The organism is Actinomadura sp. NPDC023710 (assembly GCF_040639875.1).
GTDB lineage: Bacteria > Actinomycetota > Actinomycetes > Streptosporangiales > Streptosporangiaceae > Spirillospora > Spirillospora citrea.
In genome coordinates, this window is sequence record NZ_JBFAGB010000021.1 from 100,770 (window position 1) to 114,099 (window position 13,330).

Here is a 13,330-nt window from a genome sequence, read left to right on the forward strand (position 1 = left end):
CGGGATCGGCCGTGTTCGGATCGGCCGGGGGTCAGTCGCGGCGGCGCCGGCGGTGACTGGTGTCGCAGAACGGGTACGTGCGGCTGCGGCGGCACGCGCACAGCGCGACGAGCCACCGGTCCGACACCGCCGTCGACCCGTCCTCCAGCACGACCTCCACCGGGCCCTCCACCAGCACCGGGCCGCCCGGCACGATCCGCACCCGCCGCCGCTCCCGCCCGCCCGGGGCCTCAGGCGGCCCACCGGTCGCGTTCATCGCTCGCCTCCTCCCCGATCCGGTCGGCGCGCACCACGACCAGGTCCTCGTGCCGCTGCCCGTCCATCAGCAGGCCGCGCGCCCGAAGCCCGTCCGCGCGGCGCCGCATCACCGGACCGAACGGCTCGCGGTGCCGCGCCACCACCGACGCCCGCATCCCCGCGCGGCGCAGCCCCACCAGCGTGGCCGCGACCCCGTTCAGCGCCGAATGCACCACCAGCAGCGTCCCCGACGGCGACAGATGCCGGGGGGCCTGCGCGCAGATGCGGTCCAGCAGCACCCGGCCGTCCAGGCCCGCCTCCCACGCCCGCGCCCGGCCCCGCGCCGACGCCGGGTCGACGTCACCGGCCACGTACGGGGGGTTGGCGACGATCACGTCGAACTCCTGTCCGTCGACGGGCATGAACATGTCCCCGCGCAGCACCCGCACCGGCAGCCCCCGCATCCGCGCGTTCACCCGCGCCGCCAGCACCGCCTGCGCCGAGGCGTCCACCGCGACGACCTCGCAGCCGGCCCGCGCCGCGGCCAGCGCCACCGCGCCCGTCCCGGTGCCGAGCTCCAGGACCCGCGCCCCCGGCGGTGCCCCCGCCCGCGCCAGCGACGCCAGCAGCGCCCGCGTCAGCAGCGAGGTGTCGGCCTGCGGCCGGTACACGCCCGGCGGCCTGAACAGCAGCATCGCCCGCCCTCCCCCGATCATCCGGCCACCGGCGCGGCCGCCCGCGCGTCGCTCGTCGCCTCGGCGAGCGGGCGCCGCAGCGCCGAGCGGCCCGCCCGCCAGCACCCCAGCAGGTGGTCGCCCAGCCGGTCCTCCAGCAGGCCCGTCGCGCGCACGCCCAGCACCACGTCCCCGGCCAGGCCCGGCTCGGCCGCCAGCAGCCCGCCGATCACCTCGTGGCGCAGCACCTGCTCGTGGACGGCGTCGGCCTCGATGTGCTCGGTGTGGAACAGCAGGGCGCGCGGGCCGGCGCCCAGCCGCTCCAGCGCCCGCGCCATCCGCCCCGCCGACGGCGCCGTGGTGATCTCCGCCGCGGCGAAATGCCCCACCAGGGCGGCCCGCAGCGAGCGGTGCAACCCGAACAGCGACATCATGTTCACCGTCGCCAGCATCACCGCCGGCGCCGCGTCCACGTACGCGCCGTAGGACGGGTCCAGCCCCAGGTCGTCCAGCAGATCGGCGTACAGGCCCTGGTGCGTCATCTCCGCACGGCCGCCGCCGAACTCGTCGTTCTCCACCGCCACCAGCGCCGCCTTGGCCCGCCCCCGCAGCCGCGGGATCACCCACGCGTGCGGGTCGGCCTCCTTCAGGTGGTACACCGACCGCAGCGCCGCGTACTCGCGCATCTGCCCCCAGGTGCCCTCGTCGCGCAGATGGTGGGAGACGCCGCGCGCGTCCACCGGCTCGACCAGCAGCTCCTCAAGCGCCCCCTGCACGTCCCGGGCCGCCTCCGGGCCGCCCGCGCGCCCCGCGTCGCGGCGCAGCGCCGCCAGGAACACCGCCTCCATCGCCCCGCGCAGCCGCAGCAGCCCCGGATCCCACTCCCAGTCCGGGTCCACGCCCGCGAACCCCTGGTAGTGCAGCTCGTAGCAGGTGTGCAGCGCCAGCTGCAGATCCTCCCCGTAGGGGTCGCAGGACCGCGCCTCGGCGACCAGTCCGGCGATCTCGGGGATCCCCGGCGGGTCGTCGTGGAGGGGGCCCGGGCGCGGACCCGAGGCCAGGACGGCCGCCACGGCCCGCGACAGCGGCCCGCGCGGCGCCGGAAGCACCGGGGCCCGGTCCGCGCGCGCCCGCACGGGACCGAGCGCCGGTCCGGATCCGTGGCCGGACGCGGAGCCCGGCGCGAGGCCGGGCTCGGGACCGCGAGAGGGCGGTCGGTCCTGGTGAACGGTCATATCTCCTCCGTCGTCAAGGGGCGTCCGGCTCCGGTACCCGCTCACCCGCGTCCCATACGCCCGGTTTATCCCCTGGCGTCGCACCGGACGGCCCCCCGGTCCCCTCGGCGGGGACCGGGGGGCCGCCCCACGGCCCTCCCGCCCCGCCCGCATCCCCGCCCGTCGCGCCGTCGGTCCCGTTGTCCGGTCCCGCGGCCGCGGCCAGGCCGCCGGACTCGGTCACCCGGACCAGCATGTCCACCACCGCGCGCGGACCGCCCCGCCGCGCCGCGCGGCGCTGCCGGTCCGCGCCCGTCCCCGCGCGGCGCACGCCCTCCACCAGCGTGAACACGGCGTCCAGGTCACCGGCCTCCTCCAGGGCCGGGGCCGCGCGGGCGACCAGGGCGTCCACCAGCCGCCACGCCGGGACGGCCCGCCCCGACACCGGGTCCACCATCGCGCCGTCCAGACCGTGCCGGGCCGCGTTCCACAGCGCCGCCGCGCACACCTGCCCGTCCGCCCGCGGCGCCTCCCGGCCCGCCGCCAGGTCCGCCAGCGCGGCGCCGACCAGGCCCCGCACCAGCGCGGCCTGCAGCACAGCCTCGTCCGCGGTCGCCGCGGCGTCCCCGGCCCGCACCTCCACCGTCGGCCACCGCGGCGACGGCCGCGCCAGCCAGAACGTCATCGCCCCGTCCACCAGCGCGCCCGACTCCACCAGCGCCGCGACCCGCGCGTCGTAGTGGGCCGCCGACACCGACCACGGCGGCACGCCCGCCCCCGGGAACCGCGCCATCTCCATCATCCGGCGCGCCGCGTAGCGGGTGGGGCGCCCGCGGTCGAACGGCGAGTTGGCCGCCAGCGCCACCAGTACCGGCAGCCACGGCCGCAGATGGTTCACCACCGCCACCGCCGACTCCCGGTCCTGGACGCCGACGTGCACATGGCACCCGCACGCCTGGTAGTCCTCGACCACGTCGCCGTAGGCGGACACGATCGCGGCGAACCGCTCGCCCCGCGCCGCCGGCGGCCGGCTCCCGCCCAGCACCGGCGTCCCCGACGCCACCAGCAGCGCGCCGCCCTCCCGCGCGGCCTCCGCCAGCCGCGCCCGCCCGTACCGCAACTGCGCGCGCAGGCCCGCCAGGTCGTGGCACACCCCGGTCACCGCCTCCACCTGCGAGCCCAGCAACTCGGTGTGGAACGATCCACCCGACGCCCGCCACCGGTGCGGACCGGCCCTTTCCAGGACGTCCTCGGCGTGCGCGACGCACTCCCCCGACACCGCGTCCACCAGCAGGAACTCCTCCTCCACCCCGAGACTGACGCCCGGCGCGTGCCCCCCAACGCCTCCGCCCATGCCGAGTCCCCCTCACTCGTACAGACCCCCTCACCTCGGGGGATTCCCGCCCAGAACGTCCCCTCCCTCCCCCGCCCGAGATCCTTTACGCCGTCTCCTTCCGCCGCAGTGACCGGATCGTTCCGCGTCCCGCCGCGATGGTGCCTGTCCGCCGCCGCCGCGCCCGGCCAGGATCGACCTCATGAACCGAGCGCTCCTCGTCATCGACGTCCAAGAGTCCTTCCGCCGCCGCCCCAACTGGGAGGCGGTCTCGGCGCCCGACATCGCCGCCCGCGCCGCGCGCCTGGCCGCCGCCGCCCGCGCCGCCGGCGACCTGGTCGTGTGGATCCTGCACGCCGAACCGGGCTCGGGGGGCGCCTTCGACCCCGCGCTCGGCCACGTGCGCCTCATGGACGGCCTGGCCCCCGAGGCCGGCGAGCCCGTCATGACCAAGACCTCCCGCAACGCCTTCACCACCACCGGCCTGCAGCAACTGCTCACCGAACGCGGCGTGGGCGAGGTCGCGGTCTGCGGCATCCAGACCGAGCAGTGCTGCGAGACCACCGCCCGCCTGGCCGCCGACCTCGGCTACCGCGTCACCTTCGTCACCGACGCCACCGCCACCTTCCCCATCGAGCACCGCGACGCCCCGCCCGGCCGCGCCCTGGCCGAGATCCTCGCCGACCCCGCCACCCTGCCCACCGACCAGATCATCGCCCGCACCGAGTACGCCCTGGCCGGGCGGTTCGCCGCGATCGCCTCGCTCGACGATCTCGCGCCCGCCCCGGTAGGCTGACCGGATCGTGATCCGCGTCGTCTTCCTGCTCGTCCCCGGCCTGCACCTGCTCGACCTGGCCGGGCCCGCCCAGGTGTTCGGCACCGCCGCCGACGCCGGCCTGCCCTACCGGCTCGCCTACGTCGCCGACCACCCCGAACCCGGGGACCCACAGGAAACCACGCCCCCTCACCACGCCGCGCCTGCACCCGCGCCGGTGGCCGTGCCCACCGCGCAGGGCGTGCCCCTCCAGGCGCCCGCCGCCTGGCCCACCCTCACCGCAGGCGACATCGTCCTGGTCCCCGGATGGCGCTGGGGCGGCCGCGATCCCCACGCCCCGCCCGTCTCCGCCCACACCGCCCGCCGCCTGGCCGGCCACCACGCCGCGGGCGGCACCGTCGCCAGCGTCTGCGCCGGAGCGTTCGCCCTCGCCCACGCCGGGCTCCTGGACGGACGCCGCTGCACCACCCATCACGAGATCCAGGACGCCCTCGCCCGCCGCCACCCCCGCGCCACCGTCGTGCGCGACGTGCTGTACGTCACCGACGGCCGCGTCATCACCTCCGCCGGCATCGCCTCCGGCATCGATCTCGCCCTGCACCTGGTCGCCTCCCGGCACGGACCCGGCGCCGCCGCCCGCATCGCCCGCACCATGGTCGTGTACGCGCGCCGCAACGGCGACGAACCCCAGGCCAGCGCCCTGCTGCGGCACCGCGCCCACGTCAGCGACGCCGTCCACCGCGCCCAGGACCTCATCGACGCCCGCTACGCGCGCCCCCTTCCCCTGCACACCCTGGCCGCCGAGGCCGGCGTCAGCGAACGCACCCTCACCCGCCGCTTCACCGCCGCCACGGGCCTGACCCCGCTGCGCTACCAGCAGGAACTGCGGCTGGAACGCGCCGAGCACCTCATCGGGCAGGGCGCCACCACCGACACCGCCGCCCGCGCCGTCGGATTCACCGACGCCCGCATGCTGCGCCGCCTGCGCGCCCGCCCCTGACCGCCCCAGCGGACCACCCGGACCCAGCGGCCCGCGGCTCAGCCGCGCAGCGCCACGTACGGAGCCAGCGTCAGCAGGCTCACCACCAGCGCCCCCTTCAGCGCCGCCGCCGGCACCGCCCGGGCGATCACCCACCCCGCCAGGACCCCCGCCAGCTCCGGGACGCCCACCAGCGCCGCCAGCGGCCAGTCCACCGCGCCCGCCGCGACGTACCCGACCGTCCCGGCACCGGCGATCACCACCGACTGGGCCTGCGCCGCCCCCAGCGCCGACAGCACCGGCACCCCCAGCGCCACCAGCAGCGGCACGCACAGCATCGGCCCCCCGACCCCGAACATCGCGCCCGCCGCCGCCACCCCCGCACCCACCGCCGCCGTCACCGGCCACCCTGGCCCCTCCACCGCGGGCCCCCGCCCGCCCGGGCGCCGGGCGAGCACCAGAACCGCGGTCACCGCGACCAGGGCTCCCAGCAGCACACCGAACACCCGGCCCGTCACCAGCCCGTTCAGCAGCACCCCCACCGGCGTCCCGGCGACCGCGCCCCCGCACAGCAGCACCGCCGTCCGCCGCGTCGGCGGCTCGCGCAGCTGCCCCGACCGCGTGTACACCACCGTGCCCAGCACGCCCGTCGCGACGTTGGTGACCAGCGCCGTGCCCGCCACCTGCGCCGGAGACAGCGGCGTCAGCGCGAACAGCCCCGCGGTGACCAGCACCCCGCCCGGCCCGACCGCCGTGATCCCGATGCCCGCCGCGACCGCCAGCAGCACCAGCCCCGCCGCAACGCCCGGCTCCAGCCCCGTCACCGGCCCGGCCGCCCGGCGCGCGGCCCCTCGCCCCGCGGCGGCGTTCCGCGGAACGCCCCGAGCCGGTGTGGAGTACCCATCCTCGACATTGTGCGAGCTCCCGCCCGCCGGTCAACACCGTCACCAGGTGAGCCGCGATCAAGGCGGCCCGCGCGCCGCCACGGGTCTGGGATGCTGCTGTGCGGACGGGCACCCGTCCCCCCGGACACCCGGTCAGCGGAGGAACCGTGCGCTACGTGCTGATGATCTGCAGCGACGAGACCGCCGGCACCGATCCCGAGCAGGCCGCCGCCACCGGCTGCGGCGGCTGGTCGCAGGAGATGGCGCGGCGCGGCGTCATCCGCGGCGGCGCCGGGCTCGCGCCCAGCGACCAGGCCACCACCGTCAAGGTCCGCGGCGACGAGGTGCTGCTGACCGACGGCCCGTTCGCCGAGACCAAGGACCAGATCGGCGGGTTCTCCCTCATCGAGTGCGGCGGGCTGCAGGAGGCCATCGAGATCGCCTCCCGCCACCCGTGGGCCGCCCTCGGCCAGATCGAGATCCGCCCGGTCGAGGAACCGGGCCCCGCGACGACGTGAACGCCGCCCCCTCGCCCCAGCCGCCTGCGACCGCTCAGCCGCCCACGACCGCTCGGACGGGCGCCGCCGACGCCGTCGCGCGGGCCTTCCGGGCCGAATGGGGCCAGGTCGTGGCCACCCTGATCCGGGTGACCGGCGACTGGGACCTGGCCGAGGAGTGCGCCCAGGACGCCTTCGCCGCGGCGCTGGAACGCTGGCCGCGCGACGGCGTCCCGGCCCGGCCCGGCGCCTGGCTGACCACCGCCGCCCGCAACCGCGCCGTGGACCGGCTGCGCCGCGACGCCGCCGGTGCCCGCAAGCTCGCCCAGGCCGCCCGCACCGCCGGACCGCCCCCGCGGCCCGAACCGGACGCCTTCGGCGACGACCGGCTGCGGCTGATGTTCACCTGCTGCCACCCCGCGCTGCGCCTCGACGCCCGCGTCGCCCTCACCCTGCGCACCCTCGCCGGCCTCACCACCGGCGAGATCGCCCGCGCGTTCCTGGTCGAGGAGCCCGCGATGTCCAAACGGATCACCCGCGCCAAACGCAAGATCCGCGACGCGGGCATCCCCTACCGCGTCCCGCCGCCCGACCTGCTGCCCGAACGCACCACCGCCGTCCTCGGCGTGCTGTACCTGCTGTTCAACGAGGGCTACGGCGCCACCGGCGGCGGCGCGCTGCAGCGCCGTGCGCTGTGCGGGGAGGCGATCGGCCTCGCCCGGCTGCTGGCCTCGCTGCTGCCCGCCGAGCCCGAGGCGCGCGGCCTGCTGGCGCTGATGCTGCTGCACGACGCCCGCGCCGCCGCCCGCACCGACGCGGGCGGCGCGCTGGTCACCCTGGAGCACCAGGACCGCTCCCGCTGGGACGCCGCCGAGATCGCCGAGGGCGTCGCCCTGCTGGAGGACGCCCTGCGCCCCGCGCCCGGCCGTCCCCCGCCCGGCCCCTACCAGGTGCAGGCCGCCATCGCGGCCTGCCACGCCACCGCGCCCGACGCCGCCGCCACCGACTGGCCCCAGATCGCCGTGCTGTACGAGCTGCTCGCGGGGCTGGTCCCCTCACCGGTGGTGCGGCTGAACCGGGCGGTCGCGGTCGCGATGGCCGACGGCCCCGCCGCCGGCCTGGAACTGGTCGGGGACCTGGAGCGCTCCGGCGCCCTGGACGGCTATCACCTGCTGCCCGCCACCCGCGCCGACCTGCTGCGCCGCATGGGCCGCGACACCGAGGCCGCCGCCGCCTACCGCGCCGCGCTGGACCTGGTCGCCAACGACGCCGAGCGCCGCCACCTCGCCCGCCGCCTCGCCGAGATCACCCCGCACGGGGCCGGCTGAAAAACGTTCGCGCGGAGGTGTCCGTCGCGGCGCGGCGCGTTCGTCGGTGGGACGAACGGCCGCACAAAGCCGGCCACCTGGGAAGGAACCCTTCATGGACACCACGCACTCCAAGGACGGCACCCGCATCGCCATCGACCGGACCGGTGAGGGACCCGCCCTGATCCATGTCGGCGGCGCCCTCAACGACCGCGGCTCCGGCGCCGCGCTCGCCGGGCTGCTGGCCCCGCACCGCACCGTCCTCACCTACGACCGCCGGGGACGCGGCGACAGCGGCGACACCCCGCCCTACGCCGTCGAGCGCGAGATCGAGGACCTGGCCGCCGTCATCGAGGCCGCCGGCGGGTCCGCCGCGGTGTACGGGATGTCGTCCGGCGCGGTCCTGGCGCTGCGCGCCGCCGCGCAGGGCCTGCCCATCACCGGGCTCGCGCTGTTCGAGCCGCCCTTCAACCCCGCCCACGACGACCGCCTCACCCGCGCCCGCGCCTACAACACCGAGCTGACCGGCATGCTGGCCGACGGGCGCCGCGGGGACGCCCTCGCGCTGTTCATGACCGCCGTGGGGATGCCGGAGGAGATGGTCCGCCAGATGCGGGGCGCGCCGATGTGGCCCGCGCTGGAGGCGCTCGCGCCCACCCTCGCCTACGACTCGGCCGTCATGGACGACGCCGCCACGGGCGCCGAGCTGCCGGAGGACCTGCTCGCAGGCGTCACCGTCCCGACCCTGGTGCTGGACGGCGGCGACAGCCCCGCCTGGATGCGCGACATCGCCCGCCGCACCGCCGCGCTCCTGCCCGCCGGGACGCACCGCACCCTGGACGGCCAGACCCACGACGTCGACCCCGCCGCGCTCGCCCCCGCCCTGGCCGGGTTCCTCACCGGCTGAGCCGTCCGGAGCGCGGGCCCGGTCAGAGGACGGGCACCTCGATGTGGCCGGTCGCGCCGCGCCGCGTCCGGGCCCGTCCGGCGGTGACCTCCGCGGCCCACGCCTCGAACGCCTCCAGCTCCGGGACGGGCACCGCGACGTCGGCCTCCACGCCCGTCCCGTAGCGGACGTCGCCGGGCTGGTGGCCGCGGGCGTGCAGATCGCCCAGGAACCGCCCCGCCAGCGCGTGGTCCACGCCGACGGTGACCGTCACCACCGGGCGCAGCTCCACCACGCCGACGGCGTCGAGGGCGCCGGAGACCGCCTGCCCGTAGGCGCGCACCAGGCCGCCCGCGCCGAGCTTCACCCCGCCGAAGTGGCGGGTGACGACCGCGGCGGTGCCGGTCAGCCCGCGCCGCACCAGCACCTCCAGCATCGGGATCCCCGCCGTCCCGGCCGGCTCGCCGTCGTCGCTGCTCTTGGTGATCTCGCCGTGCTCGCCGACGACGTAGGCGGTGCAGTTGTGGGTGGCGTCGCGGTGCGCCCGCCGGTGCCCGGCGATGAACGCGACCGCCTCGGCCTCGTCGGCGGCGCGGGCGAGCGTGCAGACGAACCGGGACCTGCGGACCTCCAGCTCCACCGAGCCGCCCCGTCTGATCGTGCGCATGGCGTCCGCGAGTCTACGGCCGGGCCCGGACGCCGGTCAGACGAGCTCGATGAGGTCGGCGATGGACGCCACGACGCGGTGCGGGCGGAACGGGAACCGGGCGATCTCGTCCTTGCGGGTGACGCCGGTCAGCACCAGGATCGTCTCCAGCCCGGCCTCCACCCCCGCGACGATGTCGGTGTCCATGCGGTCGCCGATCATCGCGGTGCTCTCGCTGTGCCCGCCGACCACGTTCAGCGCCGTGCGCATCATCAGCGGGTTCGGCTTGCCGACGAAGTAGGGCTCCACGCCCGTCGCCCGGGTGATCATCGCGGCGACGGCGCCGCACGCCGGCAGCGAGCCCTCCGGAGACGGGCCGATCGGGTCGGGGTTGGTCGCCACGAACCGGGCGCCGCCCTCGATCAGCCGGATCGCGCGGGTGATCTGGGAGAAGCTGTAGGTGCGGGTCTCGCCGAGCACCACGTAGTCGGGGTCGATGTCGGTGAGGACGAAGTCCGCCTCGTGCAGCGCCGTCGTCAGTCCCGCCTCGCCGATCACGTAGGCCGAGCCCTCGGGCCGCTGGTCGGCCAGGAAGCGGGCGGTGGCCAGCGCCGAGGTCCAGATCGACTCGGCCGGGACGGCCAGGCCGGCCGCCGCCAGGCGCGCCGACAGGTCCCGCCGGGTGTAGATCGAGTTGTTGGTCAGGATGAGGAACGGCTTTCCGGACGCCGCCAGGCGGCGGACGAACTCCTCGGCGCCGGGGACGGGACGGCCCTCGTGCACGAGGACGCCGTCCATGTCCGACAGCCAGTACTCGATCGGCTTGCGCTCGGTCATGCCCCCATTGTCGCAGGCAGGGATCTTCCCTGGGACCGTCCGCCCGGACCGGTCTCCCCGGGGGCCCGCGGCGCCGGGGCGTTGACCTGCGTGTGACGCGGACCATACATTTTCGGACACGGCGCACCGAATCATGTTCGGCGGACGGGCCGCCCGGCGGTGCGCCCCCACCCCGCGGGAGGCGCGACGTGCAGGACCGGAACGTGCAGGACACCGGGCGGCGGCCGGCGAGCATCGCCGAGGTCAGAGCCGCGATGACGGCGCCGGGGCAGCTGTTCGAGATGGCCGAGGCGCGCATCCGCGGCGTGCGGACCCGCGTGTGGAAGAACGCCCCGGCCACCCTGCGCGACGTCCTGGAGATCTCCCGCCTCCACGGCGACAAGGACTTCCTGGTCTACGGGGACGACCGGCTCACCTTCGCCGAGCACCACGCGCGGGCGGCCGCGTTCGCGCGGCGGCTCGTCGAGCGGTACGGGATCGCCAAGGGCGACCGGGTCGCGATCGCCATGCGCAACTACCCCGAGTGGTCGGTGGCGTTCTTCGGCGCCGCCGTCGCCGGAGCCGTCGTGGTCCCGCTCAACGCCTGGTGGAGCGCGGGGGAACTGGAGTACGGGCTGGCCGACAGCGGCGCCAAGGTCCTGGTCGCCGACGACGAACGCGCCGAGCGGCTCGCCGGCGTGCTGCCGGGCCTGGGCGTGGCGTGCCTGGTCGCGCGGGCGGGCGGCGCCGCGCCCGCGGGCACGGAGGTGTTCGAGGACGTCATCGGCGATCCGACCTCCGCGTCCGCTTCCGAGGCGTCCCCACCCGAGGTGCCGCTGCCCGACGTGCCGCTCGACCCGGAGGACGAGGCCACGATCTTCTACACCTCCGGCACCACCGGACGGCCCAAGGGCGCCCTCGGCACGCACCGCAACATCGCCGGCAACCCCGTCAGCCTCGCCTACGGGATCATGTCGGCCGGGGTGCGCGCCGGCCGCACGGTCGAGGAGCTCGCGGCGCCGCAGCCGCGCGTGACGCTGCTGAGCGTCCCGTTCTTCCACGCCACCGGCTGCCACTCGGTGCTGGTGTCCAGCGCCCTGCAGGGCGGCACCGTGGTGCTGATGTACAAGTGGGACGTCCGCACGGCGCTGGAGCTGATCGAGCGGGAGGGGGTCACCGGGTTCGGCGGCGTCCCGACGATGGCCTGGCAGGTCCTGACCTCCCCCGACTTCGGCGAGTTCGACACCTCCAGCCTCACCGGCGTCAGCTACGGCGGCGCGCCGGCCGCGCCCGCCCTCGTCGACAAGATCAAGGAGCGGCTGCCCGAGCGGATGCCCGGCAACGGCTACGGCCTCACCGAGACCTCCTCGGTCACCACCTACAACGGCGGCGTGAACTACCTGGAGCGGCCCGAGAGCGTCGGCCCGCCCGTCGCGGTCTGCGACGTCAGGGTCGTGGGGCCCGCCGGGGAGGAGCTGCCGACCGGCGAGGTCGGCGAGCTGCTCATCAAGGGGCCCAACGTCATCAAGGGCTACTGGAACAAGCCCGACGCGACCGCCGCGGCGTTCGTGGACGGCTGGTTCCACAGCGGCGATCTGGCCCGCCTGGACGCCGACGGGTTCGTCTACATCGTCGACCGCGCCAAGGACATGCTGATCCGCGGCGGCGAGAACATCTACTGCGCCGAGGTCGAGTCCGCCCTCTACGAGCATCCCGCCGTCGCCGACTGCGCCGTGATCGGCGTCCCCCACCAGGTGCTCGGCGAGGAGGTCGGCGCGGTGGTCGTGCCGCGCCCCGGCGCCGCGGTGTCCGGGCGCGAGCTCCGCGAGTTCCTGGCCGGGCGGATCGCCGCGTTCAAGGTGCCCGCGCACGTGTGGTTCCGGGAGCAGGGCCTGCCCCGCAACCCCGGCGGCAAGATCCTCAAGACCCGGCTGCGCGAGGAGCTGCTCGACCGCCCGCCGGTATCGTGATCTTGTGACGAGCGACGAACCGCGCCCCGCCCACCGCCAGATCGACGCGCCGGGCCTGGCGCCCGGCCCCGGTTACAGCCATGCCGTCTCCGTCGACGTGCCCGGCCGGCTGGTGGTGATCAGCGGCCAGATCCCGCTGGACTCGGCCGGGAACCTGGTCGGCCCCGGTGATCTGGAGGCCCAGACCCGGCAGGTGTTCGCCAATCTGGAGACCGCGCTCACCGCCGCCGGCGCCCGCTGGGAGCACGTCGTGCGGCTCGGCTACTTCCTGCGGGACGCCGGCGGCGCCCCGGTCGTGCGCGCCGTGCGCGCCGAGTTCGTCCCCGAGAAGGTCGCGCCGGCCGCGTCGCTGGTCGAGGTGTCGCGCCTGGTCCGCGACGACCTGCTGGTGGAGATCGAGGCCCTCGCGGTCGTCCCCGCCGGCTGACGGCACCCGGTTCCCGGGCCGGACGCGCGACGGGGCGCCCCCGCCGATGGGGGCGCCCCGTCCACGTGCGGAGAGCGTCAGACGTTCACCCCGAAGTCGGAGGCGATGCCCGACAGGCCCGAGGCGTAGCCCTGGCCCACCGCGCGGAACTTCCACTCGGCACCGTTGCGGTACAGCTCGCCGAACACCATCGCGGTCTCGGTCGAGGCGTCCTCCGACAGGTCATAGCGCGCGATCTCACTGTTGTCGGCCTGGTTCACCACGCGGATGAAGGCGTTGCGGACCTGCCCGAAGCTCTGCTGCCGGTTGTCGGCGTCGTAGATCGACACCGGGAACACGATCTTGGCGATCTCGGCGGGGACCCCGCTCAGGTTCACCTTGATCGCCTCGTCGTCGCCCTCGCCCTCACCGGTGAGGTTGTCGCCGGTGTGCTCGACCGAACCGTCGGGGCTCTTGAGGTTGTTGAAGAACACGAAGTGCTGATCCGACAGGACCTTGTTCTCCGCCGAGCACAGCAGGGCGCTGGCGTCCAGGTCGAAGTCGGTACCGGTCGTGGTCCGCACGTCCCATCCCAGACCAACCACGACGGCGGTCAGTCCGGGGGCCTCCTTGGTCAGCGAGACGTTGCCGCCCTTGCTCAGACTGACTCCCACTGTGTCTACCTCCGTATCGGCTGCGGGCGCCA

General features: G+C 76.1%; 15 protein-coding genes. 7 read left to right on the plus strand and 8 right to left on the minus strand.

Annotation, left to right across the window (positions count from 1 at the left end):
- Positions 1-31 precede the first annotated feature (31 nt).
- From AB0H37_RS24295 to AB0H37_RS24310, 4 genes are read right to left on the minus strand one after another with little or no spacing between them, the layout of a single operon-like run.
- Entirely contained in the window at positions 32-256 is a 225-nt protein-coding gene (locus tag AB0H37_RS24295; protein WP_360615340.1) for a CDGSH iron-sulfur domain-containing protein, read from the minus strand.
- On the minus strand, positions 231-932 hold the full coding sequence (locus AB0H37_RS24300; RefSeq protein ID WP_329090517.1) for a HemK2/MTQ2 family protein methyltransferase: 702 nt from the start codon (positions 930-932) through the stop codon (positions 231-233). Before AB0H37_RS24300 ends, AB0H37_RS24295 begins: the two co-directional genes overlap by 26 nt.
- A gap of 17 nt (positions 933-949) precedes the next feature.
- Positions 950-2,146 (minus strand): iron-containing redox enzyme family protein, encoded by a 1,197-nt coding sequence (locus AB0H37_RS24305; protein ID WP_360615342.1) that lies wholly within the window; start codon positions 2,144-2,146, stop codon positions 950-952.
- Between the two features lie 13 nt (positions 2,147-2,159).
- Positions 2,160-3,479 (minus strand): glutamate--cysteine ligase, encoded by a 1,320-nt coding sequence (locus AB0H37_RS24310; RefSeq protein WP_360615344.1) that lies wholly within the window; start codon positions 3,477-3,479, stop codon positions 2,160-2,162.
- A 181-nt stretch (positions 3,480-3,660) separates the two neighbouring features.
- On the opposite strand from AB0H37_RS24310, the gene AB0H37_RS24315 reads away from it, so the two are divergent.
- Together AB0H37_RS24315 and AB0H37_RS24320 are read left to right on the plus strand one after the other, a co-directional pair.
- Complete coding sequence (locus tag AB0H37_RS24315; protein ID WP_360615345.1) at positions 3,661-4,254, plus strand: isochorismatase family protein; 594 nt, start codon at positions 3,661-3,663, stop codon at positions 4,252-4,254.
- A gap of 7 nt (positions 4,255-4,261) precedes the next feature.
- The gene (locus AB0H37_RS24320; RefSeq protein WP_360615347.1) at positions 4,262-5,233 is read left to right on the plus strand and encodes a DJ-1/PfpI family protein; all 972 of its coding nucleotides are present in this window, start codon (positions 4,262-4,264) and stop codon (positions 5,231-5,233) included.
- Positions 5,234-5,271: 38 nt separating this feature from the next.
- Here AB0H37_RS24320 and AB0H37_RS24325 read toward each other — a convergent pair whose 3' ends face one another.
- A complete protein-coding gene (locus AB0H37_RS24325) occupies positions 5,272-6,036 on the minus strand; it encodes a sulfite exporter TauE/SafE family protein (protein ID WP_360615349.1) in 765 nt (254 codons plus the stop codon).
- A gap of 227 nt (positions 6,037-6,263) precedes the next feature.
- Between AB0H37_RS24325 and AB0H37_RS24330 the strand changes: the two genes are divergently transcribed.
- The 3 genes from AB0H37_RS24330 to AB0H37_RS24340 all read left to right on the plus strand — a co-directional run bounded on the left by AB0H37_RS24330 (position 6,264) and on the right by AB0H37_RS24340 (position 8,807).
- Positions 6,264-6,614: a YciI family protein gene (locus AB0H37_RS24330; protein ID WP_179835048.1), complete on the plus strand. Its 351-nt coding sequence runs from the start codon at positions 6,264-6,266 to the stop codon at positions 6,612-6,614.
- Positions 6,611-7,921, plus strand: a complete 1,311-nt coding sequence (locus AB0H37_RS24335; RefSeq protein ID WP_360615351.1) for a sigma-70 family RNA polymerase sigma factor — start codon at positions 6,611-6,613, stop codon at positions 7,919-7,921. The genes AB0H37_RS24330 and AB0H37_RS24335 overlap by 4 nt, the downstream gene beginning before the upstream one ends.
- Before the next feature lie 94 nt (positions 7,922-8,015).
- Entirely contained in the window at positions 8,016-8,807 is a 792-nt protein-coding gene (locus AB0H37_RS24340) for an alpha/beta hydrolase (protein WP_360615353.1), read from the plus strand.
- 22 nt (positions 8,808-8,829) lie between these two features.
- Here the strand turns inward: AB0H37_RS24340 and AB0H37_RS24345 are convergent, their stop codons facing one another.
- Positions 8,830-9,453, minus strand: a complete 624-nt coding sequence (locus tag AB0H37_RS24345; RefSeq protein WP_179835051.1) for a YigZ family protein — start codon at positions 9,451-9,453, stop codon at positions 8,830-8,832.
- A 36-nt stretch (positions 9,454-9,489) separates the two neighbouring features.
- On the minus strand, positions 9,490-10,269 hold the full coding sequence (locus tag AB0H37_RS24350) for an HAD-IIA family hydrolase (RefSeq protein WP_089313137.1): 780 nt from the start codon (positions 10,267-10,269) through the stop codon (positions 9,490-9,492).
- Between the two features lie 188 nt (positions 10,270-10,457).
- On the opposite strand from AB0H37_RS24350, the gene AB0H37_RS24355 reads away from it, so the two are divergent.
- The gene (locus AB0H37_RS24355) at positions 10,458-12,218 is read left to right on the plus strand and encodes a class I adenylate-forming enzyme family protein (protein WP_360615356.1); all 1,761 of its coding nucleotides are present in this window, start codon (positions 10,458-10,460) and stop codon (positions 12,216-12,218) included.
- A 4-nt stretch (positions 12,219-12,222) separates the two neighbouring features.
- Positions 12,223-12,645, plus strand: coding sequence for a RidA family protein (locus tag AB0H37_RS24360; protein ID WP_329090496.1), 423 nt, complete (start codon positions 12,223-12,225; stop codon positions 12,643-12,645).
- A gap of 77 nt (positions 12,646-12,722) precedes the next feature.
- Here the strand turns inward: AB0H37_RS24360 and AB0H37_RS24365 are convergent, their stop codons facing one another.
- Positions 12,723-13,298 carry a TerD family protein gene (locus tag AB0H37_RS24365; protein ID WP_089313140.1) on the minus strand — a complete coding sequence of 192 codons (576 nt, stop codon included), beginning with the start codon at positions 13,296-13,298 and terminating at the stop codon, positions 12,723-12,725.
- Positions 13,299-13,330: the final 32 nt, after the last annotated feature.

Excerpts from the sequence above, each read along its gene's own strand:
- AB0H37_RS24295 (WP_360615340.1), bottom strand. The coding sequence starts at position 256 with ATGAACGCGACCGGTGGGCCGCCTGAGGCCCCGGGCGGGCGGGAGCGG.
- AB0H37_RS24350 (WP_089313137.1), bottom strand. The coding sequence starts at position 10,269 with ATGACCGAGCGCAAGCCGATCGAGTACTGGCTGTCGGACATGGACGGC.
- AB0H37_RS24315 (WP_360615345.1), top strand. The coding sequence starts at position 3,661 with ATGAACCGAGCGCTCCTCGTCATCGACGTCCAAGAGTCCTTCCGCCGC.
- AB0H37_RS24340 (WP_360615353.1), top strand. The coding sequence starts at position 8,016 with ATGGACACCACGCACTCCAAGGACGGCACCCGCATCGCCATCGACCGG.
- AB0H37_RS24300 (WP_329090517.1), bottom strand. The coding sequence starts at position 932 with ATGCTGCTGTTCAGGCCGCCGGGCGTGTACCGGCCGCAGGCCGACACC.
- AB0H37_RS24310 (WP_360615344.1), bottom strand. The coding sequence starts at position 3,479 with ATGGGCGGAGGCGTTGGGGGGCACGCGCCGGGCGTCAGTCTCGGGGTG.
- AB0H37_RS24345 (WP_179835051.1), bottom strand. The coding sequence starts at position 9,453 with ATGCGCACGATCAGACGGGGCGGCTCGGTGGAGCTGGAGGTCCGCAGG.
- AB0H37_RS24305 (WP_360615342.1), bottom strand. The coding sequence starts at position 2,146 with ATGACCGTTCACCAGGACCGACCGCCCTCTCGCGGTCCCGAGCCCGGC.